This window comes from Stutzerimonas sp. 21-1 (genome assembly GCF_056336065.1).
The window spans coordinates 2897675-2922219 of sequence record NZ_CM150500.1 but is presented as its reverse complement, the minus strand read 5'-3'; the positions used below and the strand labels follow the sequence as shown (position 1 = coordinate 2922219).

General features: G+C 65.7%; 23 protein-coding genes. 9 read left to right on the top strand and 14 right to left on the bottom strand.

Features of this window, described 5'->3' with window-relative positions:
- Window positions 1-49: 49 nt before the first annotated feature.
- The 6 genes from AC0ZJQ_RS14210 to AC0ZJQ_RS14185 form a co-directional block, all read right to left on the bottom strand.
- Complete coding sequence (locus AC0ZJQ_RS14210) at window positions 50-1063, bottom strand: phage integrase (protein ID WP_476476824.1); 1014 nt, start codon at window positions 1061-1063, stop codon at window positions 50-52.
- Entirely contained in the window at window positions 1063-2343 is a 1281-nt protein-coding gene (locus tag AC0ZJQ_RS14205) for a hypothetical protein (protein WP_476476823.1), read from the bottom strand. Before AC0ZJQ_RS14205 ends, AC0ZJQ_RS14210 begins: the two co-directional genes overlap by 1 nt.
- A 58-nt stretch (window positions 2344-2401) precedes the next feature.
- Window positions 2402-2692, bottom strand: coding sequence for a hypothetical protein (locus tag AC0ZJQ_RS14200; protein WP_476476822.1), 291 nt, complete (start codon window positions 2690-2692; stop codon window positions 2402-2404).
- A 64-nt stretch (window positions 2693-2756) separates the two neighbouring features.
- Window positions 2757-3188 (bottom strand): hypothetical protein, encoded by a 432-nt coding sequence (locus AC0ZJQ_RS14195; protein WP_476476821.1) that lies wholly within the window; start codon window positions 3186-3188, stop codon window positions 2757-2759.
- Window positions 3181-3396, bottom strand: a complete 216-nt coding sequence (locus AC0ZJQ_RS14190) for a hypothetical protein (protein WP_045666264.1) — start codon at window positions 3394-3396, stop codon at window positions 3181-3183. Before AC0ZJQ_RS14190 ends, AC0ZJQ_RS14195 begins: the two co-directional genes overlap by 8 nt.
- On the bottom strand, window positions 3393-3611 hold the full coding sequence (locus AC0ZJQ_RS14185; protein WP_014852368.1) for a hypothetical protein: 219 nt from the start codon (window positions 3609-3611) through the stop codon (window positions 3393-3395). Before AC0ZJQ_RS14185 ends, AC0ZJQ_RS14190 begins: the two co-directional genes overlap by 4 nt.
- Window positions 3612-3733: 122 nt before the next feature.
- Here AC0ZJQ_RS14185 and AC0ZJQ_RS14180 point away from each other — a divergent pair, with 122 nt between their 5' ends.
- Window positions 3734-4000 carry a hypothetical protein gene (locus tag AC0ZJQ_RS14180; protein WP_045666266.1) on the top strand — a complete coding sequence of 89 codons (267 nt, stop codon included), beginning with the start codon at window positions 3734-3736 and terminating at the stop codon, window positions 3998-4000.
- A gap of 138 nt (window positions 4001-4138) precedes the next feature.
- Here AC0ZJQ_RS14180 and AC0ZJQ_RS14175 read toward each other — a convergent pair whose 3' ends face one another.
- Together AC0ZJQ_RS14175 and AC0ZJQ_RS14170 are read right to left on the bottom strand one after the other, a co-directional pair.
- Window positions 4139-4660 carry a GNAT family N-acetyltransferase gene (locus AC0ZJQ_RS14175; RefSeq protein WP_476476820.1) on the bottom strand — a complete coding sequence of 174 codons (522 nt, stop codon included), beginning with the start codon at window positions 4658-4660 and terminating at the stop codon, window positions 4139-4141.
- Between the two features lie 445 nt (window positions 4661-5105).
- Entirely contained in the window at window positions 5106-5654 is a 549-nt protein-coding gene (locus AC0ZJQ_RS14170) for a cysteine hydrolase family protein (protein ID WP_167137888.1), read from the bottom strand.
- 106 nt (window positions 5655-5760) lie between these two features.
- Here AC0ZJQ_RS14170 and AC0ZJQ_RS14165 point away from each other — a divergent pair, with 106 nt between their 5' ends.
- Together AC0ZJQ_RS14165 and AC0ZJQ_RS14160 are read left to right on the top strand one after the other, a co-directional pair.
- Window positions 5761-6732: a GlxA family transcriptional regulator gene (locus tag AC0ZJQ_RS14165; RefSeq protein WP_314019573.1), complete on the top strand. Its 972-nt coding sequence runs from the start codon at window positions 5761-5763 to the stop codon at window positions 6730-6732.
- A gap of 51 nt (window positions 6733-6783) precedes the next feature.
- Window positions 6784-9150 (top strand): DNA polymerase II, encoded by a 2367-nt coding sequence (locus AC0ZJQ_RS14160; RefSeq protein WP_167137882.1) that lies wholly within the window; start codon window positions 6784-6786, stop codon window positions 9148-9150.
- 27 nt (window positions 9151-9177) lie between these two features.
- On the opposite strand, the gene AC0ZJQ_RS14155 is transcribed toward AC0ZJQ_RS14160, so the two are convergent.
- Genes AC0ZJQ_RS14155 through AC0ZJQ_RS14140 form a run of 4 tightly spaced genes read right to left on the bottom strand, consistent with a single transcriptional unit; the run spans window position 9178 to window position 13910 of the window.
- Window positions 9178-10722 carry a phospholipase D family protein gene (locus tag AC0ZJQ_RS14155; RefSeq protein ID WP_476476819.1) on the bottom strand — a complete coding sequence of 515 codons (1545 nt, stop codon included), beginning with the start codon at window positions 10720-10722 and terminating at the stop codon, window positions 9178-9180.
- A gap of 49 nt (window positions 10723-10771) precedes the next feature.
- The gene (locus AC0ZJQ_RS14150; RefSeq protein ID WP_476476818.1) at window positions 10772-11116 is read right to left on the bottom strand and encodes a YdbL family probable chaperone protein; all 345 of its coding nucleotides are present in this window, start codon (window positions 11114-11116) and stop codon (window positions 10772-10774) included.
- 8 nt (window positions 11117-11124) lie between these two features.
- Complete coding sequence (locus tag AC0ZJQ_RS14145) at window positions 11125-11316, bottom strand: YnbE family lipoprotein (protein ID WP_008567630.1); 192 nt, start codon at window positions 11314-11316, stop codon at window positions 11125-11127.
- A 35-nt stretch (window positions 11317-11351) separates the two neighbouring features.
- Window positions 11352-13910 carry an intermembrane phospholipid transport YdbH family protein gene (locus tag AC0ZJQ_RS14140; RefSeq protein ID WP_476476817.1) on the bottom strand — a complete coding sequence of 853 codons (2559 nt, stop codon included), beginning with the start codon at window positions 13908-13910 and terminating at the stop codon, window positions 11352-11354.
- 550 nt (window positions 13911-14460) lie between these two features.
- Here AC0ZJQ_RS14140 and AC0ZJQ_RS14135 point away from each other — a divergent pair.
- Window positions 14461-14814, top strand: coding sequence for a tetratricopeptide repeat protein (locus AC0ZJQ_RS14135; protein WP_008567628.1), 354 nt, complete (start codon window positions 14461-14463; stop codon window positions 14812-14814).
- Window positions 14815-14856: 42 nt separating this feature from the next.
- Window positions 14857-16323 (top strand): DNA recombination protein RmuC, encoded by a 1467-nt coding sequence (locus AC0ZJQ_RS14130; protein WP_008567627.1) that lies wholly within the window; start codon window positions 14857-14859, stop codon window positions 16321-16323.
- A gap of 6 nt (window positions 16324-16329) precedes the next feature.
- On the opposite strand, the gene AC0ZJQ_RS14125 is transcribed toward AC0ZJQ_RS14130, so the two are convergent.
- On the bottom strand, window positions 16330-17577 hold the full coding sequence (locus AC0ZJQ_RS14125) for an MgtC/SapB family protein (protein ID WP_008567626.1): 1248 nt from the start codon (window positions 17575-17577) through the stop codon (window positions 16330-16332).
- Between the two features lie 73 nt (window positions 17578-17650).
- The gene (locus AC0ZJQ_RS14120; protein ID WP_476476816.1) at window positions 17651-21118 is read right to left on the bottom strand and encodes a hybrid sensor histidine kinase/response regulator; all 3468 of its coding nucleotides are present in this window, start codon (window positions 21116-21118) and stop codon (window positions 17651-17653) included.
- Between the two features lie 279 nt (window positions 21119-21397).
- Between AC0ZJQ_RS14120 and AC0ZJQ_RS14115 the strand changes: the two genes are divergently transcribed.
- The 4 genes from AC0ZJQ_RS14115 to AC0ZJQ_RS14100 all read left to right on the top strand — a co-directional run bounded on the left by AC0ZJQ_RS14115 (window position 21398) and on the right by AC0ZJQ_RS14100 (window position 24543).
- The gene (locus tag AC0ZJQ_RS14115; RefSeq protein WP_008567624.1) at window positions 21398-21958 is read left to right on the top strand and encodes a GNAT family N-acetyltransferase; all 561 of its coding nucleotides are present in this window, start codon (window positions 21398-21400) and stop codon (window positions 21956-21958) included.
- A gap of 176 nt (window positions 21959-22134) precedes the next feature.
- Window positions 22135-22851 carry an AzlC family ABC transporter permease gene (locus AC0ZJQ_RS14110; RefSeq protein ID WP_102828779.1) on the top strand — a complete coding sequence of 239 codons (717 nt, stop codon included), beginning with the start codon at window positions 22135-22137 and terminating at the stop codon, window positions 22849-22851.
- On the top strand, window positions 22848-23174 hold the full coding sequence (locus AC0ZJQ_RS14105) for an AzlD domain-containing protein (protein ID WP_102828780.1): 327 nt from the start codon (window positions 22848-22850) through the stop codon (window positions 23172-23174). The genes AC0ZJQ_RS14110 and AC0ZJQ_RS14105 overlap by 4 nt, the downstream gene beginning before the upstream one ends.
- A 7-nt stretch (window positions 23175-23181) precedes the next feature.
- The gene (locus tag AC0ZJQ_RS14100) at window positions 23182-24543 is read left to right on the top strand and encodes an MFS transporter (RefSeq protein WP_476476815.1); all 1362 of its coding nucleotides are present in this window, start codon (window positions 23182-23184) and stop codon (window positions 24541-24543) included.
- The last annotated feature ends 2 nt before the right edge of the window (window positions 24544-24545 follow it).

The following is a 24545-nucleotide window of genomic DNA, read 5'->3' as shown; positions in this document are numbered from 1 at the left end:
TATAACCTAAGCCCCTGAAATTCCTAGAGTTTCGGGGGCTTTTGCTTTTCTAGCCCGGCCAACTGTCGAAGAACTGTCGAAAGTCGCGTACAGGCCCGAAAGCTACTGCGTCACGCAGATGGTCCGGTGCTAGATGGGCATAGCGCATAGTCATTGCCAGCGACGCATGACCCAGGATCTTCTGCAGGGTCAGGATGTTCCCGCCATTCATGACGAAGCGACTGGCAAAGGTGTGCCGCAGCACATGCGACGATTGCCCAGCGGGCAGGGTGATACCTGATGCCGTCAGGGTCTTGTCGAAGCTATTCAGGCAGTTTGAGAACTGGCCGTGTCGCTTGAAGTGCTCGGAGATCCGCTGTTCCAGGATGGGATCAATCGGAATCGACCGGACCCGCTTACCCTTCGTGTTCACGAACGTCACCAGACCCGACCGCACCCGTTCTGGCGCCAACGCTTGAGCCTCGCCCCAACGCGCACCCGTCGCAAGGCAGATCGCAGCCACCATCGCTACGTGAGGCGTCTTGCAGCGGGCATGGATCGTCTCGAACAGCAGAGAGACTTCGGCGTCCGTCAGGTAGGCCAGTTCCTTTTCCTGAAGGCGAAGCGGGCGTACCTGGGCCAGCGGGTTCGGGTAATCGATTTCGCCGAGCTGCCGCAGCACGTTGTAAACCGAACGCAGGTAGCCGAGGCGATTGTTCAACGTCTTCGGGTTGGCCTTGTTGGCGAGGAGGGCGGCGCGGTACTCGGCGTACTGGTTGCCGGTGATTCGACGCGCTACCGGGTTGCCAAGCTGTCTCGCCATTTCATCGAGCAGGCGTCGGCGTGCTTCGCTGTCTGCCAGGGTGTGACCGTGCAACACGAACCAGCGATCGACGAGTTCCAGCAGGCGGCGCGCATCTTTCGGCTTGGGTGACCAGTCCGGTGCGTCTATCACCTTCGCGCGACACGTCGCTTCGAACCGCTGGGCTTCGCCCTTGGTCTTTAACGTCTTGCGGAAGCGCTTGCCCTTGATCGGCTCTACATCGACTTTCCAGCGGCCATCGTCGGTTTGCTGGATCGCCATCAGATAGCGCGCCCCCACCTCACATGGCGTTCCTGCAGCAGCTCCTTGATGTGCTTGTACAGATCCCGCTCGCTCATATCCTTGGCGGCGTAGTGATCGCGGATGACCGGCCAGCAATCCCATTGCTTCAGGGTCTCGAATGCTTTCTTAGCGCCCACTCGCTCCCGTGCCAGCAGGCTTACGAAGTTTCCCAGGAACAGTTCCACGTTCTTGCCCGAGAAACCCCGCGAGGTCTTGTAGTAGCGCTTGTACTCGGTTTCATCGACCAGTGAGTCGACCGGCACATCGACACGAATGTCGTCGCGAATCAGCGTCCAGATCGGGTCGAAATAGCCGGGCCGGGCGAGCAACTTGAACTGGCACAGCCCGTAGCGCCACAGGCCGTCCAGATGGGCCGAGAAGGCTGCGAAGGAGTCCGTATCAATGACTTGGCCGGTCTTCACGTCAGTCGAGCCGCTGGCGAACTGCTGGATGACCGAATGGTGGTAGCGCAGTTCGATCCGCCACACGTCCGCGTTTGGATCGTAGTTATCAGGATCGGCGGGATCGAACGAATCCCGACGACGCCAGACGCTTTCCCAAAAGTCGAGCTTATCGGTCGCGCGGGCCTGTTCAGTCTTGTTGTAGATGCAGAGCTGGACGCCACCGGCGGAGCCGAACATGGACGTTTCCCCGCGCCCGTAGACGCTGGACTTGGTCGCCCAGTTGATCTCGTTGATACCCGAGATATCCCGGTGCGTCCGCGCACGGCAGTGCAGCCGAGCTACCAGATCCACCGGAGGTTTCCAGCCCTGGAGATCCAACGCCAGATGGACGGCGCACTGGTTGCGTTCGCGGTGCGTCATGACTGCCGCCGCGTAGTAGTCCATGCGCTCTTGCAGCCGTTCCGGCGACAGCGCGTCAATGGCGTGCGGTGACACCTCGATCTTCAGGTGTGGGCCGATCTGTTCCAGCTTGGCGTTGAAGTTCTTGATCAGCAGCACGAAGCCGAGATCGGCGTTCTGCAGCTTGTACTGGTAGCCCGAGTCCCGCCCTACCCGTCCGGCATGCCAGAACTCGCCAGCGAACTCGACCATGACGCCCGGTTTCTCGAACAGCGCCATGATTTCCGGGCGGATCAGCCCGCGATACAGCTGGCGGACCGTATCGACGCCGCAACGCAGCAAACGGACCTTGGACAGATCGACGATTGCCGCCGTGCCCGGATCGACGAACAGACGTCCGTTGCGATCTTCACGGGCGAGCATATCGAGACGGAGAAAATCTTTTGGTTTGGCCATTTGGTTTCACTTCCTAATGCTGATTAATGCGGTTCTCAACCTTCGTTTATCTGACGTGTTACAGGGACGTCAGCGGGGGCGCGCGCACGCCGGCACAGGCCACGCGCCCGCTACGCTCCGCGTAGAGCTGTGCAGGCATGCGCGCGCTTTTGGCTGGCCATGCCGTAACCGCGTCGGAAAACGCTTCGGTCGGATCGTCCGGGCAGGGTTGTTCCTGGATGAAGGTCGGCAGGTAGGGCCGGTCGGGCGGCGGCGTGCCGTCCAGGGCGATGCAGAGCGCGAGGCAGGCCAGCCCGAGAAGCAGGTGCGGCAGGCAGAGATAGGCGCGGCGCGACAGGGCGAAGAACACCAAGGGCGCCGCCCTTGTCATCCCGCTCTTGCCGCCGAGGGCTCGGGAGCGTGGGGTGGAAAAGCTACCCCACACTCCCCGCGATAGGCTGGTCATAGTCGTGCAGGGTCAAGGGTGCGCTGCGCCCGTGCTTCCGTTCGACGGGACGGTGAAGCGTGTCCCGACGAGCCGGGAGCGCGGCCCCTGACCGTTCAGCATTAGGGAGGGCGACGCGGCCCAGTACGTTGCCGGAACCGTGCCGGTCGCGGTACCGCATCGCCCTGATGGTAAGAATGTCCACGAACGGGATTTCGCTTGGCGTGCGCCCGTCGTCGACGAAGCTCACCGCCATGAAGTACGGGTAATCCCAGACGCCTTCCTTCGCCAGCACCACACCGACGATGTGCACGCAGCACCAGTAAGGCGGCTCGTCTTCGTCCATGTGCAGCTCCAGCAGCACGGACTGGCCGATGTAATCCTTGGCAGCTTCAGCATCCAAGGTGACGGGCTTACGCATGGCTGTAGTCTCCTTCCTTGAACTCCTTTTTTCCTTTCTTCAGGTCGGCCCGCAGGCGCGCGAGGTTGACCATGCGGAAGTCCGCGAGACGCATCGTTGGGATGGTGCCGGTGGCCGCCCAGTCGGCGGCCTCTTCGACGGATACCCCGCTCATTTCGGCGAAGGTCTTGAGGCTGCACAGGTCGAGGCTGTCGTCTGCCTTACTCATAGCGTCCACTCCTGTTCGAGAAGCTGCTGATGCAGCAGGGCCACGTTGACCATCGTGCGCTTGCCGACCTTCTGCGACGGCAGGTAGCCACGCTCCAGCCAGGTGCGTACCACGATGGGTTCGTCGCCCATGCCGATCCACTCGGCGAACTTCGGCCACGGCATCAGGGGCGGGGCGCCGTGCAGCTTTTGCGGGTCAAAACCTTCCGTATCCATCCGCTTTACTCCACTATGTTCGGCTTTGATAACCAACCAACCAATGGGTAACAACTACCCATGGAGCGATTGTTACCCATCCAACAAGATGGAGCAATAGCTACTCAGGAATATTTTTCTGCATGCACAGCGCATCCGATAGAGCACGCGCGTTGCTCAAGCTGATCGGCCCCAAGCGGGCGAGCGAACAAGGTGGTGATTACGAGCGCTGGCGGAACGTCAGCAAGGGTGCGGTGCGCGTAAGCGCAGACGAGATAGACGTACTGGTGAAGATCTACCCCCAGTACGCCCTATGGCTGGCCAGCGGGCAGATTGCCCCGGAGATCGGACAGACCAGCCCGGCCTATGACGAGGCCAACCGAAACTTGAGCCAACCCAGCGCGGGATAGCGATCACACGGAAAGTAGCTAGGCGATGGTATGCCCGAGCGCAGGGAGCAAGTTACAACGAACGAGAGTAGCGGCTTGCAAAGCCGCAAGCTTCGATTGATTCGCAAGTCATCAACGATCTATATCGTAGAAGTAACGCTAGGCAGGAATCTGCATTAAAAAACTGTGAACATTTACACCCGCGCGATCATTAAATAGTACTTTTTCATCTCCAATTAGTTTTCGAGCGATAGCTATTGATGCTTCATTCCCCTCATCCACCACCGCCTCGACGAAAACACCATTCTCAAATTTCCCACTCATCCCGTTTACAAACTCAACCAATGCTTTAGTTGCAATTGTATTCCCAAAGCCCTGGCCCCTGTATTCCTTTATTACGGCCCAATCTATTTGCCAGACCGGGGCGCCTTCCTTTACGTTCGAATAAACAAGCGCACACCTGGCAATTACTTTGTTCTGAAGTGACGGACTAAACATTACATATGTGATTCTAGGTATTCCATTGGGCTGATCCGCATGAACATAGACATCGTCAAATACTCGCCCCTGCTCCAGATTAATGGAATTATTTTTTATTGCTGCCGCGACTTCGGCCAACCCTTGTTCGGCGAGATCAGCACCGGAGGATTCCTTATTTCTTTTCTTAAATAATCCAAACATTTTTTAAATCTACCTTATTACTTATGGCCTGGTGAGTAATTTAAGGATTGCCGGTGCGAAAACTATATTCACCCAGTCAGGGTGGCGCAGGAGCATATTGCGCTAATGATGGCATAATGAAATTATTGTTAGAAGCCTTTCCTTTGGGATGCAAGCCGTTAAGGTCGAGCCAGCGCTTGGAGTGTCGAAAAGGCGTCGAAATCACTGCTGACCAACGCGGCACAATGCAGGCATGGAAGAACGGAACGGCCCGTATTGCGGGGTTTTGCAAAGCAACGCAGAGCAAAAAATGGGGTTCAAATCCCTATCTCTCCGCCATTACATCGATACGCGAAACCCCTGATTTCTTCGAGGAATCAGGGGTTTCGTGTTTTTGCGTGCTCGATTTGCAGTGCCGGGGGGCGGAGGCCGTCGCGTTCGGTGACAGCCTCTCTCCTCGCTCCTCTCAAGCGGACAGGTATTCGTCGGTCGAGCGGATGGTGGCGTAGGCGAAGCCGAGCGCTGCCATCATCGCGGCGTGGACCTGTGCGGCCGGTACCGTTACGCCGCCGAATTCCAGATCGAGCGTCGCGCAGGCGTCGTGCAGCACGGTGACTGTGTAGCCGAGGTCCGCCGCGGCGCGCACCGCTGCATCGACGCACATGTGGCTCATGGCACCGACGACGACCAGTTCCCGTACGTTCTGCTCATCGAGCAGGCGCTGCAGCGGTGTTTCGCGGAAGGCGTTGACGTGGTTCTTGACGACGACCGGCTCACCTTCGCGCGGCGCGACCTCGGGCTGGATCAGCACGCCATCGGTGCCGGGCGTGAACGCCGGTTTTTCGCCGTGGGCAAATTCGTGGCGGACGTGGATGACTGCGATGCCCTTGGCGCGGGCATCGTCGATCACCCGTGCGGCGTTGGCGACCGCGGCCTCGATGCCCGTCAGGGGCAGCTTGCCCGCCGGGGTGTATTCGTTCTGCAGGTCGATGACGATGACGGCTCGTTTGCTCATGCGGGAATTCCTTTGCGTTTGGGTGAAAAAGGGTCTGGCTATCCTTGGCCAGCGGCGGCACGCTGCGAAGTGGCGCGATCGACAACTTGCGGGGCGATAGAGACATATGGTGCAGGAAAACAGCATCGAGATCGGAATACTGCTGTACCCCGGCGCGCAGATGGCGGCCGTGCTGGGCCTGAGCGATCTGTTCGCGATCGCTCAGCGCATCGCCGACGAGCGGCCGGTACCCGGCGCGTTGCTGCGGGTCAGTCATTGGCAGCAACAGGCCGGCGACGATGCGCCGGTGCGCATCCGCGATTCGTTGCCGGGCGGGGGCGGCGCGCCGAAGGTGCTGATCCTGCCGCCCAGCCTGGAGGAGCCGCTTTCGTCCGAGGCAGCGGCGCCTTACCGGGACTGGCTGCGGGCGCAGCATGCGGCGGGCACGACGCTGGCATCGGTGTGCGCCGGCGCGTTCCTGCTTGGCGAAACCGGCTTGCTCGCCGGCCGTACCGTTACCACCCACTGGCTCTATGCGCAGCGCCTGCTGGGCCGTTTTGCGGACGTTCAGGTGGATGTCGACCAGCTCATCGTCGATGCCGATGACATCATCACCGCCGGCGGCATCATGGCCTGGACCGACCTGGGGCTGCGGCTGGTGGATCGCTATCTGGGCGCGGCGATCATGATCGATACCGCGCGGATGTTGCTGGTCGATCCGCCGGGGCGCCAGCAGCGCTATTACAGCGCTTTCGCGCCGCGCCTGACGCATGGCGACGACGCCGTGCTCGCCGTGCAGCACTGGCTTGCCGAAACCGATGCCAAGGAGGTTGCACTCTCCGACCTGGCGCGCCGCGCCGGGCTGGAGGCGCGCACCTTTCTGCGGCGCTTCCAGAAGGCCACCGGCATGACGACCACCGAATACTGCCAGCGCCTGCGCGTCGGGCGGGCGCGGGAGATGTTGCAGGCCGGCCGCTTGCCCATCGAGCGGGTCGCCTGGGAGGTCGGTTATGGTGACCCAGGGGCGTTTCGCAAGGTCTTCACGCGCATCGTCGGGCTGACCCCGGGCGAGTATCGCCAGCGCTTCCAGGCCGGCTGATCGCCGCGTGCTGACGTAGAATCCGCCTTTGCCTGAGCGACCGAGAGAGTAATGGCGGATCTACCGCAGGGGTTCATTCTGACCCGGCACTGGCGCGACACTGCCGAGGGCTGCGAGATCAGCTTCTGGCTCGCCACCGCTGCCGGCGCGCGGCTGGTGCGCGTTCCCAGCCGGCCGGTGGTCGCCTTCATCCCGGCGCACGAGCGCGCGCGGGCCGAGGCGTTGCTGCGGCGCGAAGCCGATGTCCAGTTGAGTCCACTGGCGTTGCGCGATTTCCATCAGCGGCCGGTGCTGGGGCTGTATTGCCGGCAGTACCGGCGCCTGCTCGATTGCGCGCGGCTGCTGCGCGATGCCGGTGTGGATGTGTACGAGGCCGACATCCGCCCGCCGGAGCGCTACCTGATGGAGCGTTTCATCACCGCGCCGGTGTGCTTCAGCGGCACGTCCGCTGGCGATGAAGGCCTGATCGACGCGCAGCTCAAACCGGTCGCCGACTACCGGCCGCGGCTGCGGCTGGTCTCGCTGGACATCGAAACCAACGCCCGCGGCGATCTCTACTCCATCGCGCTGGAGGGCTGCGGCCAGCGGCAGGTCTACATGCTCGGCCCGGCGAACGGGCCGGACGCCACGGTGGATTTTCGTCTCGACTACTGTCAGAGCCGCGCCGAGCTGCTGGAGTGCCTGAACGCGTGGCTGGCGGCGCACGACCCGGATGCGATCATCGGCTGGAACCTTGTGCAGTTCGACCTGCGTGTGCTGCACGAGCACGCGCAGCGTCTGCAGATTCCGCTACGCCTGGGCCGCGGCGGGGCGCAAATGGAGTGGCGCGAGCACGGCCAGCGGCGCAACCACTTCTTCGCCGCGGCGGCGGGGCGGTTGCTCATCGACGGCATCGAGGCGCTGCGTTCGGCGACCTGGAGCTTCCCCTCGTTCAGCCTGGAGAACGTCGCCCAGAGCCTGCTCGGCGAGGGCAAGGCGATCGACAATCCGTACCAGCGCATGGCTGAGATCGACCGCATGTTCGCCGAGGACAAGCCGGCCCTGGCCCGCTACAACCTCAAGGACTGCGAGCTGGTCACGCGCATCTTCGCCCATGCCGAACTGCTGGACTTCCTGCTCGAGCGCGCGAGCGTCACCGGCCTGGCCGCCGACCGCAGCGGTGGCTCGGTGGCCGCGTTCGAGCATCTGTACCTGCCGCTGATGCATCGCCAGGGCTTCGTCGCGCCGAACCTCGGCGAGCGCGAGCCGGAAGCCAGCCCCGGCGGCTTCGTCATGGACTCGCAGCCAGGCCTGTACGAATCGGTGCTGGTGCTCGATTACAAGAGCCTGTATCCCTCGATCATCCGCACCTTCCTGATCGACCCGGTCGGACTGATCGAGGGGCTGCGCCAGCCGACCGACGAGGCCTCGGTGCCGGGCTTTCGCGGCGCGCGCTTCTCGCGCACCCGGCATTGCCTGCCGGCGATCGTCGAACGCGTCTGGCAGGGGCGCGAGGCGGCCAAGCGTGCGCGCAACAAGCCGCTGGCGCAGGCGCTGAAAATCATCATGAACGCCTTCTACGGTGTGCTTGGCTCCAGCGGCTGCCGCTTCTTCGATCCGCGTCTGGCATCGTCGATCACCCTGCGCGGCCACCAGATCATGCGGCGCACCCGCGAGCTGATCGAGGCGCAGGGGCACACGGTGATCTACGGCGACACCGACTCCACCTTCGTCTGGCTGCGTCGCGCGCATTCCGACGACGAGGCCGCGCGTATCGGCCGTGCGCTGGTGCAGCAGATCAACGACGACTGGCGCGCGCAGCTGCGCGCGGAATTCGGCCTGGAGAGCGCGCTGGAGCTGCAGTTCGAGACGCACTTCCGGCGCTTCCTGATGCCGACCATCCGCGGCGCCGAGGAGGGCAGCAAGAAGCGCTACGCCGGCCTGGTCACGCTGCCGGACGGCAGCGACGGCCTGGTCTTCAAGGGGCTGGAAACGGTGCGCACCGACTGGTCGCCGCTGGCCCAGCGCTTCCAGCAGGAGCTGTACCGGCGCATCTTCCATCGCCAGCCCTATCGGGACTTCGTGCGCGATTACGTGCAGCGTACGCTGGCGGGCGAATTCGACGAGCTGCTGATCTATCGCAAGCGTCTGCGCCGCCGGCTTGCCGACTACCAGCGCAACGTGCCGCCGCACGTGCGCGCGGCGCGCCTGGCCGACGAGTACAACGATCACCTGGGTCGGCCGCGGCAGTATCAGAACGGTGGCTGGATCCGCTACGTGATTACCGTCGCCGGCCCCGAGCCGCTGGAAGTCCGCCGTGCCGCGATCGACTACGACCACTACCTGACGCGCCAGCTGCAGCCCGTGGCAGAGGCGATTCTGCCGTTCGTAGGCGATGACTTCTCCGCGCTGATCGACGGGCAGCTCGACCTGTTCTGAGCAGCCTGCGTTGCCGACCTCAGTGGTTCACAGCAGCCACTCGATTGGCAGCCAGGACAGCAGCGTCACCGAGGCGCGCCGCCAGAAGCCCGCTTGCGGCTCGTTGTCATGGCGGACGGTGGTGCCGTCGCGGCGCTCCAGCCAGTAGAGCCGGCCGTCATCGGCCAGGCGAACCTCGTAGGCGCTAGCCGGAATCTGCTCGTCGAACATCGTTTCGATACGTGCCGCCAGCTGCGGACTGTCGATGACGAAGCCCAGTTCGGTGTTCAGGTGTGTCGAGCGTGGGTCGAAGTTGAACGAGCCGACGAAGACCCGCTCGCGGTCTACGGCGAAGGTCTTGGCGTGCAGGCTGGAGCCGGAGCTGCCGAACGGGCCGGCCTTGTCCTTCGGCTCGTTGCCCTCGGTCAGCCGGCGCAGCTCGTAGAGCACGATGCCGGCCTGCAACAGGTCCTTGCGGCGCTTGGCGTAGCTGGCATGGACGGCAGCGACGTCGGTGGCGTCCAGCGAGTTGGTCAGGATGCGCACCTTCACGCCGTTGCCCGCCAGCGCGGCGAAGGCCGCGGTACCGGTGGCGGTGGGCACGAAGTAGGGCGACACCAGTTCGACGTCACGGCGCGGCTCGCCGAGGATCTGGCCCAGTTGGTAGGTCAGCAGGCCCTCGCCGTCGGCCAGGCCGAGGCCTTTGGCCGGATCGTCGCTGACCATGCGCGTGGTCGCCCACTCGAACGGCAGGTGGCCGGCGAGCAGCTCGCGGATGAACGCGGAGTCGCGCAGCGCCTCGATGTAGCGACCGGCGGCCGGGTCGCGCTCGATGATCGATGCCTGCGCGGACAGCTCGTCCAGTGCCGTCTCGCTTGCCGCGGGCAGGATGCCGGTCACCGGGTAGGCGGAGTCGCTGGCCCAGTAGCGGTCGAAATCGCGCGAAACTTCATCGACCACCGGGCCGACCGCCAGTACGTCCAGATCGGCGAAGAGCATGCCCTCGCTGGCGGCGAAGTATTCGTCACCGATATTGCGGCCGCCGACGATGGTGGCCTGGTTGTCGCTGGTGAACGACTTGTTGTGCATGCGCCGGTTGGCGCGGGAGAAATCGCTGAGGTAGCCGATGGCCTTCGGCTGGCGCACCACGAAGGGATTGAACAGCCGCACCTCGATCAGCGGATGCGCATCGAGCGTCGCCAGCCGGTGGTCGAGGCCGCTGGTGCCGTTGTCGTCCAGCAGCAGACGAACCCTGACGCCGCGGTCGGCGGCATCGTGCAGCGCTTCGAACAACAGCGTGCCGGTGAGATCGTTGCGCCAGATGTAGTACTGCACGTCGAGCGTGCGCTCGGCGGCGTTGGCCAGCATTGCGCGCGCGGCGAACGCATCGCGCGGGTCGCTCAGCGGATGGATGCCGCTGCGCCCCGGATGTGCAGCGATCAGCGGAGCGAGTGCGCGGCCCAGTGGCGTGTCGGCGGTTTCGGCCGGGCTCGGCGCACTGGAGCGGGGGCGGCCCTCCAGCGGCGGCAACGTGCAGCCGGCCAGCAGCAGGCTGCAGGGCAGGGCGAGACGCAGGCGCAGGCTGGACGTCACCGGCACTGACGCCAGCCCCGACCGCCGACGGCTGGCCGTGGCCGACCGGTCATTTGCGAACCCAGTTGCCGCTCAGTTGGATGATCTGCCCGGGCGGGGTTTTCTCGATGGCCTTCTTGCCGGCGATGGCTTCGACGTCGCCAACGCTGACGCCGTTCTGCTTGGCCACGCGGTGGTATTCGGCCCGGCGTGCCTGGTTGATCTGGCTGGCGATCTCCTCGGCATCGCCGCGCGACTCAACCACGCCCAGATAGCCGTCGGGCTTCTCGCCGAGCAGGCCGGCGGCCTTGGCGGTGCCCAACGCCGACATGGCTTCGTTGAGCGTCATGGCGGCGGCCGGCAGCGCCAGACCGAGCGCGAGCAGCAGGCTGGCCAGTTTCAGATAGGTTTTCATGGCTTTCCTCAGAACAGTCCGCTGTCTTCGTTGATGATCGAATCGAGCTGCTTGTCGACCTTGATGTAGATCTCGTGCTCGATCTTCACGTTCAGGTTGATGTTGATCGGCTCGTTCGGCACGGCCAGCTCCACGCGGGGCGTGCAGGCACTGGCGAGCAGGACCAGCGTCAGGAGGATCGGCGGATGGTGCGCGCGCATGGCGACTTCTCCTGTGGTATCGCGGCTGCCGCGCCTCACTGGAGACGTTCGCGCACCCGCCGTTGAATGGTTTCGCTGACCCGGTCGCTCAGTTGCAGACTGGTCAGCAGCGCCGGGATGTCCTCTTCGAGGTTGATCGAGAAGTTGATCGGCCGGCCGCCTTCCAGACCCGGATTGCGGCCGTGCAGACGCAATCCGAGGTCCAGCTTGCCGTTGGCATCATAGCGGACGTCGCTGGCCAACAGATCGTAATGGAAGTCGTGCAGGGCGTCGGCGACGATCTTCATCGCCGGATTGGCCTGACCGAGGGCATCGATTTTCGGCGACCTGAAGCGCAGCACGCCACCCGGCGCCCGCGCGGCGATCTGGCCATCGTCGATCACCAGCCCCGCGGGCAGGTAGCGCAGCTGCAGGCTGCCGTCGAGGATGCCGCTGCCGCTCAGCCCTTCGGTCGGATAGGCGGCCAGCAGCGCCGGCAGTTGCAGGCCTTCCAGGCGGGCCTGTAGCGGCTGCGGCTGGCCGGCGAGGTCGAGGCTGCCGGGCTGCAGCCACAGGCGGCCATCGAACAGGCGGGTTTCCGCCGTTTGCCAGCTGAGCCGGCCCTGCGCCGGTTGCGCGAAGTCGGCCTGATAGTGGCCACGCAGGCGCAGCGGGCCGAATTCGAAGCCCGGATTGGCGCGCTGCAGCTGCAGTTCGGGAAGTTCCAGGCGCAGCTGCTGGCGCGCCAGGCTCAGGGCAAGCTGCAGGTCCAGACCGCTTAGCTCGGTACGGTCGTAGATGCCCGCCAGCCCGTTGCCACGCAGTGCCAGGCTGGCCGCAAGCGGCGCGTTGCCGGCGGGCACGGTCAGGCGGCCTTCAGCCTGCAGCCGACCGTTGTCGAGCTGCAGCAGCGCGGGCCAGTCGGCCAGGGTGCCGGCGAGCGGATTGCCGGCGCGCAGGAATACTTCCGGCAGCTTGCCGTCGATCTGCAGCGCGCCGTTCCAGGCCTGCTCCAGCTCGATGTCGAGCGCCAGCCCGGCGGCATTGCCCAGCACGCCGCTGGCGTGCAGGCGATTGGCGTCGAGGTCGAGCCGACCGTTCCATTGCCAGCCCTGGGCGACCAGCTGCGGCTGTTGCAGGCGTACCAGGCGCAGACTGGCGGGACCGTACAGAGCTAGTTGCGGGGTGGTGTCGGCAGTGGCGCCGAACCGCAGTTGCAGGCCGTCGAGTGCGGCGTCGAGCTGTTGCGCCAGCAGCGTACCGGCGGCCAGTCGCTCGATGCGCAGACGCGAGTTTGCCGCGAGGCTTAGCTCGCTGTGCGCGGCGGCGATGCGCCCGTGCAGGCGCAGGTCGGCCTGCAGGTTGCGCAGATCGAGCGCCGCCTGCGCGAGATGCGGGCTGCGCAGTTGCAGGCGCGCGTTCTCCACGGCGATGCCGGGTTCCGCTGCGCCGGTCTCGACCTGCAGTTGCGCCTGCAGGGTGGCCGGGCTGGCGCCTTCGCCTTCCAGCCGCAGCTGCAGCGTCAGCGGGGCGCCGGGCGGTGCGTTGTCAGCAGGCGTGATGGCCAGGCGCAGCAGGTCCGGTCGCAGCGTTTCCGGCAGTGTTTGCAGCAGCCGCGCGCCGGGGCGCATCTGCAGATCGGCTGTCAGCGAAGTCGGCAGCCAGAGGCCAGCGCTGGCGCGTGCGCCGAGGTCGAGCCGGCCGCGCAGCTCGCCGAGGTCGAGCAGTGGCCAGAACAATGGCAGATCGGTCGACAGCTGCAGCTCACCGCTCAGCTGGCGCCAGTCGGCCAGGGCAGCGGTCGCCGGCCGTGACAGCGCCCAGCCGGCACCGAGGCGCATGTCGCTGGGCAGCTCGCCGAGCGCTGCGGGGTCGTAGTCCAGCCAGGTGCCGAGCCATTCCAGCACCCAGGGCGCCTCGGGCAGGCCGCTCAGGGCCAGCGTGCCGCGCCAGTGCTGCTGCGTGTCGTCGCGCGTCGCCTGGCTGTCGAGACTCAGGCGTGGCTGATCGTCGAGCAGCAACCGTCCCTGCGCGCGGATCGCGGCGCCTTCGGTGGCGGCCTCGATCAGCAGCGTCGCCCGATGATCGCCACGCGACAGCGTCAGCTCGCCATTCAGCGGCAGCAGCTCGGCACCGGCGTGCTGCAGGCGCAGGCGCGCCTGTTCCTGACAGGTCCCGCTGGCGCAGGGCAGGCGCAGCTGCAGGTTGTTGATGGTCAGCGTGCGCGGCAGCCAGGCGGCCCAGCGGCGCAGTTGCGCAGCGCTCGGCGCGGCGTCCGCTGTCGTCGGTGGAGCGGATGCAGGCGCTTGCCAATCCAGCTCGAGCTGGGCGATCTCCAGCGCTCGCGGGGGCTGGCCGCGCAAGAGGCCGGCCAAACGCAGCGAAACGCCTTCGGCGCGCAGCGCGAGTCGGCCGCCGCCACTCGTCTGCTGGGCATAGGAGAGGTGCTGCAGCGACAATCCGTCGCGCGCGAGTGCCAGCCCCTGCCAATGCAGGGTTTCGATGCCCTGCGCCCGAGCCAGCTGCTGCCAGCGGTACTGGGCATAGACGAATGCCGCGCAGACCAGCAGCAGGCCCAACGACACCCAGAGCCAGCGCTTGCGCCTTGTGCTCATTGCTCCCGATCCGTGCTCATTCCGACGGCACAGCATAGCCGCAAAAAGATGTATGCAATCGTGCCGCCGGCGTTGTGCGCCGGGCGACCGGACGGGTGCGGAAAAGTTCCCGCATGGTGATCTGCCGAGGCCGCGCAAACCCTTGCGCCAAGGCTCTTGCAGCCCGTTCCGGCAGACTTGTGCACATTCGCCTAGCGGCTTTGTCAAGCGCTTATGACAAACTGTCGCAAACCCGCGTGCTAGCTGGGATTGAGCGTAACTGATTGAAATTAAAGGATAATTTTTGGTGGTGAAAAAACCGCCAGTTTAACCGCAGGCCCCGAAACACCGGGCTTGCGGAGAGTTGTTCGCCGATTGTCCACCGAGTTATCCACAGGTTCTGTGGATGAAAAACAGGACGTGATCTAGATCGTGTTTTGCCGGTTTTGGCAAGACTTCAACTCTCGGCAAAAAGGTGTAGAGTGCGCGCCCTCATCCTCTGTCGCGCCCTCGATCCATGACGATGCGTCCTACTACCGTTCCTTCCGCCGGCTCGCCGCTACCGGTGCGCATGGCCGTCTGGCTGCTCGACAGCGAGCGCCTGGGGCGCGCCGTCGGCGTCAAACGGATCGCCGGGCGGCTGCTCAAGCAGCCGGCGCGCGAAGGCGTGATCGAGGCGCAGAGCCGCCTGGGGCAGTTGCTCTGCCGGGATTGCGACAGCCAGCGCGACCGACGCATCGGTTTCGAGCTGCTGCGCCAGGCCGCTCGCGCGGGCGACTGCCAGGCTCAGCTGGAGCTGGGGCGGCTGTACTGCCAACCGCAGCACCGCGAGCCGGCCAAGGCCCGGCTCTGGCTGGAGCAGGCCGCGGCGCAGGGCTCGCAGGATGCTGCCCGCTGGCTTCAGCGCCTGTCGCAGCGCGCCTGACGGCCGCTCGCTATACTGCCCGGCATTTTGCCGGAGCCCTTCATGTCTCTCGATTCCGATTTCCTGCTGGCCGGGCTGGCGTTCGTTGGCGTCTGCGCGATGGTCACTGCGTTCTATCTGCAGCGCCGCTTGTCGGCGGCCGAGGCTGCGCGGGCTCTGCTCGACGAGCGGCTGACCCAGGCCGCGCTGGCACAGGAAGGGCTGAGCGCGCAGCTGGAAAGCGTCCGGCTGGAACAGGCCGATCTGCAGGAGATCAAGGCGGCGCAGCAGGCCGAACTCGCGGCGCTGCGGCGCGAGGCGCAGTGGCTGCAGAGCCGTCATGGCGACGACCGCGACCGCCTCGACGAGCTGCAGGCCGAGCGTGACGCCCAGCAGGCCGAGCTGCTCCGCCTGAGCGCGGCGCATGCGGCGGTTACCGCGGAGCTGCGCGAGCAGCAGGCGGCGCATCAGCAGCGCCTGCAGGACCTGCAGGCAGCGCGCGATGAGCTGCGTGCGCAATTCGCCGAGCTGGCCGGGAAAATCTTCGACGAGCGCGAGCAGCGCTTCGCCGACACCAGCCATGAGCGCCTCGGCCAGCTGCTCGATCCGCTGAAGGAGCGCATCCAGGCGTTCGAGAAGCGTGTCGAGGAGAGCTACCAGAGCGAGGCGCGCGAGCGCTTCTCGCTGGCACGCGAGCTGGAGCGGCTGCAGCAGCTCAACCAGCGCCTCGGCGACGAGGCGACCAATCTCACCCGTGCGCTGCAAGGGCAGAAGACCCAGGGCAACTGGGGCGAACTGGTGCTCGAGCGGGTGCTGGAGCATGCCGGCCTGGAGAAAGGCCGCGAATACCATACGCAGGTCAGCCTGAAGAGCGCCGATGGCGAGCGCTTCCAGCCGGACGTGCTGATCCGGCTGCCGGGCGACAAGCAGGTGGTGGTCGACGCCAAGGTCAGCCTGACCGCCTACCAGGCGCTGACCTGTGCCGAAGACGAGAACAGCCGGGCGCTGGCGCTCAAGCAGCATGTACAGTCGCTGCGCAATCACCTCAAGGGGCTTTCGCTCAAGGATTACCAGCGGCTGGAGGGCTTGCAGAGCCTGGATTTCGTGCTGCTGTTCGTGCCGATCGAAGCGGCGTTCGCTGCCGCGCTGCAGGCTGATCCCGAGTTGTTCCAGGAGGCGTTCGGGCGGCACGTGGTGATCGTCAGCCCGACCACGCTGCTGGCCACGCTGCGGGTCATCGACAGTCTCTGGCGGCAGGAGCGGCAGAATCAGAACGCGCGCGAGATCGCCGAGAAGGCCGGGGCGCTGTACGACAAGTTCACCGCCTTCCTGCAGGATCTGGACGAGGTCGGCAGCCGCCTGCAGCAGCTCGACCGGGCCTATCTTGCCGCGCGCGGCAAGCTCACCGAGGGGCGGGGCAATCTGGTCGGGCGCGCCGAACAGCTGAAGGCGCTGGGCGCCCGGGCGAGCAAGCGTTTGCCGGGCGACTGGCTGGAACGTGCCGGAGCCTTGGGCGAGACGGGCGAATAGCGCTTTTCACACCAGCATCAGCACCGCCAGACCGCAGAGCAGGCCGCCCAGCATCACCGGCACGGTGCGCAGGGCGAGTGCGCGACCGCCGACGAGGGCGATCAGCACGGCCTTGACCAGGCTGTTGCTCAGCGCCGCGAGGAAGATCCCGCGCACGGCGATATGCGCATCCAGGTCGGCCTGCGCGCTGTTGGCGAGCGACAGGGTGATCGCATCCACGTCGCTCATCCCGGAGAGCAGGGCGACCAGGTAAACGCCGACATCGCCGAGCCAGCGGCGAGCCCCTTCGACCATCACCAGAATCGCCACCAGCAGCGCGGCGAAGCGCAGAGCCGGGCCGAGCTCGAACGGGTTCTTCAGTGGCGGCTCGGTGTTGACGTCCGGCTGCTGAGCGGCGCGCAGGTAATACAGCAGCGCGCCGCCGGCATAAATGCCACCAGCCGTCAGCATCGGCGCGAGCAGCGTCGGCAGCAACGCCGCGTTGACCACGCCGACCTCCAGTAGGACGCGCGGAAACATCAGCGCCGAGGTTGCCAGCAGCCCGGCCGCCAGCGCGGAACGCAGCTTGGGCGTATCCAGCCGGGCGAGGGTCAGCGTCATCGCCGTGGACGACACCATGCCGCCGAGTATCGCCGTGACCAGCAGGCCGTGGCGGGTGCCGAGCAGACGGATCGCCACGTAGGCGGCGAAGCCGATGCCGGTGATCAGCACCACCATCAGCCAGGTGGTGTACGGATTGAGCGCCTGCCAGGGGCCATAACCCTGGTTGGGCAGCGCCGGCAGCAGCACCACGGAGATGAACAGCAGCTTCAGCGCTCCCCCCAGTTCGGCCTCGTTGAGTTGCTGCAGGGCGCCATGCAGGCGCGCCTTCAGGCTCAGCAGCAAGGCCACCACGATGGCGAACGAGGCCGCCAGCAGGCGGCTTTCGGCCACCGCCAGGCTGCCGAGCAGGAAGGTCACCAGCAGCGCGACTTCGGTGGTCATGCCGTGATCGCCGCTGCGTTGCGCGTCGATCAGGTAGCCGACGATCACCAGCAGGGCGAACATGACGAACAGGGCGATCCACACCGTCGCGCCGAAATGCGTCACGCCCAGCGCCGCCAGCCCACCGAGCAGCCCGCCGAGGCCGAAGGTGCGCAGCCCGGCAACCAGTTCGCCACCGGCCTGCTGGCGATTGGTCCAGTCGCGCTCGGTACCGATCAGCAGGCCGACACCCAGTGCGGTGGCGAGGTTGAGTAGAAGTTCGGAGTTCATGGCTACCTGGCCGTTGCAGCAAACGGCCATCAGTGTAGCCGCGGCGGGCGGCGAGAGCTGCCCGCGCGCGGCTTCAGTTGAGCGTCAGGTGACGGCTCATCAGCGCACGCAGGGCAGCGGGTTTCACCGGTTTGGCGAGGAAATCCAGGCCGCTGGCGTGGATTTCCGCCACCAGTTCGGGGCGTGCATCGGCGCTGATCACCACGCCCGGCACCGGTTCGCCGAGGCGGGTGCGCAGCCAGGCCATCAGCTCGGTGCCGGTCTGGCCGTGGTCGAGGTGATAGTCCACCAGCACCAGCTGCGGACGAACATCCTCGGCCAGCAGGCTTTCGCATTCGGCGCGGTCGCGGGCGGTCCAGACCTGGCAGCCCCAGCGCGTGAGCAGGCTGTTCATGCCGATCAGGATGCTGTCCTCGTTGTCGATGCACAGCACCTGGGTGCCGGTCAGCGCGGTGTGCTGGACGTCGCGCGGCCCCTTCACCTGGCGTGGCTTGGCGTTCTGGGCGATCGGCACGGTCACGCTGAACACGCTGCCCACGCCCGGCCAGGAGCGGACCTCCAGCGGATGGTGCAGCACCTGGCAGAGGCCGTCGGCGATCGCCAGCCCCAGGCCCAGGCCTTTCTCGGCGCGGGTCTGGTGGCTGTCCAGACGCTTGAACTCCTCGAAGATCACCTTCAGTTTGTCTTTCGGAATGCCCGGGCCGCGATCCCACACCTCCAGCCGCAGGTGCTTGCCCTGGCGGCGCACGCCGAGCACCACGCGGCCCTTGGCGTAGCGGAAGGCGTTGGTCAGAAAGTTCTGCAGCACCCGGCGCAGCAGGCGGATGTCGCTGTCGATGCGCAGCCGGCAGCCGTGCACGCGGAAATCCACGCCCTGTTCGCGCGCCAGCACCGTGAATTCGGTGGTCAGCGTGTCGAACAGCGAGGCGAGCGGGAACGCGTTACGGTCCGGCATGATGCGCCCGCCTTCCAGACGCGAGATGTCCAGCAGGTCGGTGATCAGGTCCTCGGCTGAGCGCAGCGAGCTGTCGAGGTGGCGCACCAGCTCCTGAGCCTCTTCTGGCAGGGCGTTCTGCTGGTGGGAGAGGGCGGCGGAGAACAGTCGCGCGGCGTTGAGTGGCTGCATCAGGTCGTGGCTGACCGCGGCGAGAAAACGCGTCTTCGACTGGTTGGCCGCCTCGGCGGTGCTTTTGGCCTCGATCAGTGCCTGGTTGAGCTGCGATAGCTCCTGCGTGCGCTCGCTGACGCGCTGTTCCAGACCCTCGTTGGCGTCCTTCAGCGCGCGCTCGGCCTCGCGGTAGGCGGTGATGTCCGAGAAGCTCATGACGAAGCCGCCACCGGGCATCGGGTTGCCGATCAATTCGACCACCCGGCCGTTGGGGAACAGCCGTTCGGAAGTGTGCGCACGACCCTGGCGCATCCAGTACAGGCGCTTGGCGACATGTGTGTCGGGATCGCCTGGGCCGCACAGGCCGCGCTCGGCGTTGTAGCGGATGATGTCGGCGATGGGCCGGCCGATGTACACCAGCCCGTCCGGATACTCGAACAGTTCGAGGTAGCGGTGGTTCCAGGCCACCAGCCGCAGCGACTGGTCGACCACGCTGATGCCCTGGGTGATGTTCTCGATCGCGCCCTGCAGCAGCGCGCGGTTGAACTGCAGCACTTCCGAGGCTTCGCCGACGATGCGCACCACGTCGTCGACCTGCATGTCGCGGCCTTCCAGCGCCGCCTTGACCACCGCGCGGGTGGAGGAGGCGCCGAGCACGCCGGCGAGCAGTCGCTCGGTGTGTGCGATCCACTGGCCGTCGGCCTGCTGGCGGCGCGAGAGGTCCTGGCCATGACGCCGGGCGAAGCGCTGAAAGCTGCTCTCGGCACGTTCAGCGCCGACGAAGCGCGAGGCGAGCGTCAGCAGGTCCTCGACCTGCACGGCGAGCAGGCGCCGGTTGCTGCTCGGCGAGGTGACCTCCTGGCCAATGAAGCGCCCCGCCTGCCAGTGCTCGGCGACGCGGGTCTGGGTGAGGATCGAGACCCAGAAGAACAGGGTGGCGTTACCCATCAGCGACAGCATGACGCCCAGCGTCAGCGGGCTGACGTCGAAGCCGATGGAGCCGCCGTACATCCACTCCAGCCCTGGGAACATCTCCAGCGGCCAGCCGAGCAGCGGCAGAATCAGCGTGTAGAACCAGATCGCCGCGCCCGCGGCGAGGCCGGCGAACACGCCGCGACGGTTGGCCTGCTTCCAGTACAGCGCGCCGACCATCGCCGGTGCCAGCTGGGTGATGGCCGCGAAGGCGATCTGACCGATGGTGGCGAGGCTGGCGTTGGGGCCGAGCAGGCGATAGCTGACGTAGGCCAGCAGCAGGATGGCGACGATGCTGATGCGGCGTACCGACAGCATCCAATGGCGGAAGGCCTCGAACGGCTGTTCGGTTTCCTGGCGGCGCAGCAGCCAGGGCAGCAGCATGTCGTTGGAGACCATGGTCGACAGTGCCACGCTGGCGACGATCACCATGCCGGTAGCGGCCGAGGCGCCACCGATGAACGCCAGCAGGGCGAGCCCGGGATGCGCCTCGGCCAGCGGCAGGCTGATGACGAAGGAGTCCGGCGAGATACCGGCGGGCAGCAGCACCTGTCCGGCCAGGGCGATCGGCACGACGAACACCGCCGCCAGTATCAGGTAGATGGGAAACACCCAACGCGCCAGACGAAAATCGCGCGGCTCGATGTTCTCCACCACCGCGACGTGAAACTGCCGCGGCAGGCAGACGATAGCCATCATGGCCACCGCGGTCTGCACCAGCATCGACGGCCAGTTGACCGTTTCGGCCCAGTAATCGGACAGTTCGGCCGACTCGTGGGCGTGGTTGAACAGATCGCCGAAGCCGTTGAACAGGCCGAAGGTGACGAAGACGCCGACCGCCAGGAACGCCAGCAGCTTGACCAGCGATTCGAAGGCAATCGCCAGCACCATGCCGCGGTGATGCTCGGTGACGTCCAGGTTGCGTGTGCCGAAAAGGATGGTGAACAGCGCCAAGGCGATGGAAACGATCAGCGCCGTGTCGCCGGTCCCGGTGCCGGTGGCATCGATGTTGGTGCCGATCAGCAGGTTGACGCCGAGCACGATGCCCTTGAGCTGCAGCGCGATGTACGGCACCACGCCGACCAGGCAGAACAGCGTGACCACGACGGCCAGCAGCTGCGACTTGCCGTAGCGGGCGGCGATGAAGTCGGCGATCGAGGTGATGTTCTCCTGCTTGCTGATCACGATCATCTTCTGGATCACGTGGGGAGCGAACAGCAGCAGCAGGATCGGGCCCAGGTAGATCGGCAGAAACGCCCACAGTTGTTCGGCGGCCTGGCCGACCGCGCCGAAGAAGGTCCAGCTGGTGCAGTACACCGCCAGCGAGAGGCTGTAGACCCATGCTCGCAGACGCGGCGACATCGACGACTCGCGCTTGCGATCGCCATAGAAGGCGATGGCGAACAGAATGGTCATGTAGATGAGGGCGACCAGTGCGATCAGCCCGCCAGACAGGGTCATGCCAGCTCCGAACAGTGAAGTAGCGACAGGCCAGCGGGGCGGCGACGACAAACGTGCCGAACGCTCAAGACTGGGGGCTGCCGGGTAATCAGTATGATGAATCGGCGCAGTTTCGCAGCATTCGTGCAGCCCGTGTCGCAGGGTGCGACCAAGGTCGCATGGGGTCGGCACGGCACTGGCGGCAGCATCGCCGGCGGCTCTGCGCGGTGCACTTGGCGTCGCGTCGCTGTCTGAATCTGGCTGGCATCGGCCAGCCTGTCCACTACCGGGAGATCATGCATGTTCACGCCGCGTCCGCTCATGCTCCAACGCGGAGCCTTGCGCCTGGAACCGATGGTCGAAGCCGACATCCCCCAGCTGGTGTCGCTGGCCGAAGCGAATCGCGACGAGCTGATGTACATGAACGGGCCGCTGCGCCCGGACTGGTACCGCCATGCGCTGGCCGAGCAGCGCGAAGAGCGTGCCGTGGTGTTCACCGTACGGCTGGCCGAACGCATCGTCGGCACCACGCGCTTCGCCGACTTCATGCCCAGCCTGCCGGCCGCCGAACTGGGCTGGACCTGGCTCGACCGCGCCGAGCACGGTAGCGGCCTGAATGCGTCGATCAAGGCACTGCTGCTGCGCCACGCGTTCGAGGACTGGCAGCTGGTGCGCCTGCAATTGAAGACGGCGGCGCGCAACCTGCGCTCGCAGCGCGCCATCGAGAAGCTCGGCGCGCAGCGCGAAGGGCTGCTGCGCAATCATCGGCGGCTCGCCGACGGCCGGCTCGACGACACCGTGCTGTACAGCATCACCGATCAGGAATGGCCGGCGCTCAAGGCGCAACTGACACTCGGCTGATTTGCCTTCCCGCGTGGCGCGTGCAGGCCGTCGCGCCTGCGGCGGACTTTGCGGTAAGGTTCGTCCTTTGCCGGACCGTCGCTCCGGTCATCCAACTGTCCCGACTGCCCGCTACGCTCGCCAGACCGGCGCAGCGTCGCTGCGGTCGTTGTGCCTTGTCATCGCCAGGGGATTCGATGTCGCGTTCGCAAGAGTTCCTCCACGGTTGTCGCGATATCCTGCCGCTGGTGCTCGGTGCGATCCCCTTCGGCATCATCTTCGGCACACTGTCCATTGGCGCGGGCCTGTCGTTCTGGCAGACGCTTGGCATGTCGGCGCTGGTCTTCGCCGGTTCGGCGCAGTTCATCGCCGTGACTCTGATCAGCGGCGGCGTGGGCGCAGCGGTGGTGTTGTTGACCACCTTCGTGGTCAACCTGCGCCATGCGCTCTACAGCGCGGCGCTGCAGCCGTTCGTGCGCCACCTGTCGGGCCGCTGGCGTGCGCCGCTGGCCTTCCTGCTCACCGACGAGGCGTTCGCCGTGGTGCAGCAGCGCTATGCCCGTGACGATGCCTCGCCGCACAAGCACTGGTTCTTCCTCGGCGCGGCGCTGACGATGTTCGTCAACTGGCAGCTGTCCACGCTGGTCGGTGTGCTGTTCGGCCAGGCGGTACCGGATGTGGCGAGCTGGGGACTGGATTTCGCCATGATCGCGACCTTCATCGGTATCGCCGTGCCGATGATGACCACCCGCCCGCAGGTGGCCTCGGCGGTGTGCGCCGGCATCGTCGCGCTGCTGACCTGGGAGTTGCCCTACAAGCTCGGGCTGATTGCCGCCGCGCTGGCGGGCATCATCGTCGGCGTCTGGCTGGAGCAGCGCGCCGAAGCGGCCGCGCGTGCGCGGGGAGAATTATGAATACCTGGCTGCTCATCTTCGGCATGCTCGCCATCACCTTCCTGACGCGCTATGCCTTCTTCGCCTGGCCGAACCTGCGTTTCCCGCGGTTGGTGGAGCAGGGGCTGCACTATGTGCCGGTGGCGGTGCTGACGGCCATCGTGGTGCCCGGCATGCTGCTGCGCGAAGGCGAGTGGGCGTTGCACTGGCGCAACGCCTACCTGCTGGCCGGCGTGTTGGCGATCGCGATTGCGGTGCTGACGCGCAACCTGCTGGCGACCATCGCCGGCGGGCTGCTGTGCTTCTTCCTGCTGCGCTGGGCTTTCGGCCAGCTGACCCTGTGAGCCGGCGATGAGCATGCATTCGCAATTCACCCTGCTCGGCAAGCGGCGTTTCCTGCCGTTCTTCCTGACGCAACTGCTCGGCGCGTTCAACGACAACGTGTTCAAACAGGCGCTGGTTCTGGCGATTCTGTTCCGCCTCGCCGACAGCGCGGACAAGAGCCTGCTGGTCAATCTTTGCGCCTTGCTGTTCATCCTGCCGTTCTTTCTGTTCTCTGCGCTGGGCGGGCAGTTCGGCGAGAAGTTCGAGAAGGCCTGGCTGATCCGCCGCATCAAGTTCGCCGAGATTCCGATCATGCTTGCCGGCGCCTGCGGCCTTCTGCTGGGCAATCTGCCGTTGCTGCTGCTGGTGCTGTTCTGCATGGGCACGCAGTCGGCGCTGTTCGGTCCGGTGAAGTATTCGATCCTGCCGCAGCAGCTCGATGACGACGAGCTGGTGGGCGGCAATGCCCTGGTGGAGATGGGCACCTTCCTGGCGATCCTCGGCGGTACGCTCTGCGCCGGGCTGCTGATGGCCAGTGAGTATTACGTCGCCCTGGTGTCGCTCAGCGTGGTGGTGCTGGCGCTGGCGGGCTATCTCACCAGCCTCGGCATTCCGCGGACCGCGGCGGCGCTGCCGCAGTTGAAGCTCGACTGGAATGTGCTGCGCCAGTCATGGCGGGTGATGCGCCTGGGGCTCGGCCAGCAGCGCGCGGTTTCGCACGCCATGCTCGGCAATTCCTGGTTCTGGTTCCTCGGTGCGACCTATCTGACGCAGATTCCGGCCTTCGCCAAGGAGCTGCTGCACGGTGACGAAAGCGTGGTGACGCTAATTCTCACGCTGTTTTCGGTGGGCATCGCGCTGGGTTCGCTGCTGTGCGAGCGGTTGTCGCGGCATCACGTCGAGCTTGGCCTGGTGCCCTTCGGCGCGCTGGGTCTGAGCCTGTGCGGATTATTGCTGTGGTGGCACGCGGCGGCGTTTCCGGCGGTCGCTGGCACGCAGGATTGGCTGACGCTGTTGGGCGAGCCGTTGGCCTGGCTGATCCTGGCGGACATTCTCGGGTTGGGCATGTTCGGCGGGTTGTACATCGTGCCGCTGTATGCGCTGATCCAGTCGCGCAGCGTGGTTCACGAGCGCTCGCGGGTAGTGGCGGCGAACAACATCCTCAACGCGCTGTTCATGGTCGCGTCGGCGCTGGTGGCCATCGTGCTGCTGGTGCCGTTGCAACTGACGATTCCGCAGCTGTTTCTCGTCGTTTCGCTGCTGAGCCTGGTGGTGACCGGCGCGCTGTTTCTGTCGGTGCCGGAGTTCATCGAGCGGTTTCTGCTCTGGCTGCTGGGCCCGCGCCGGGGTGGTGCGTTGGCGCTGCGCTTGCGCGTGCGCCGGGACTAGCG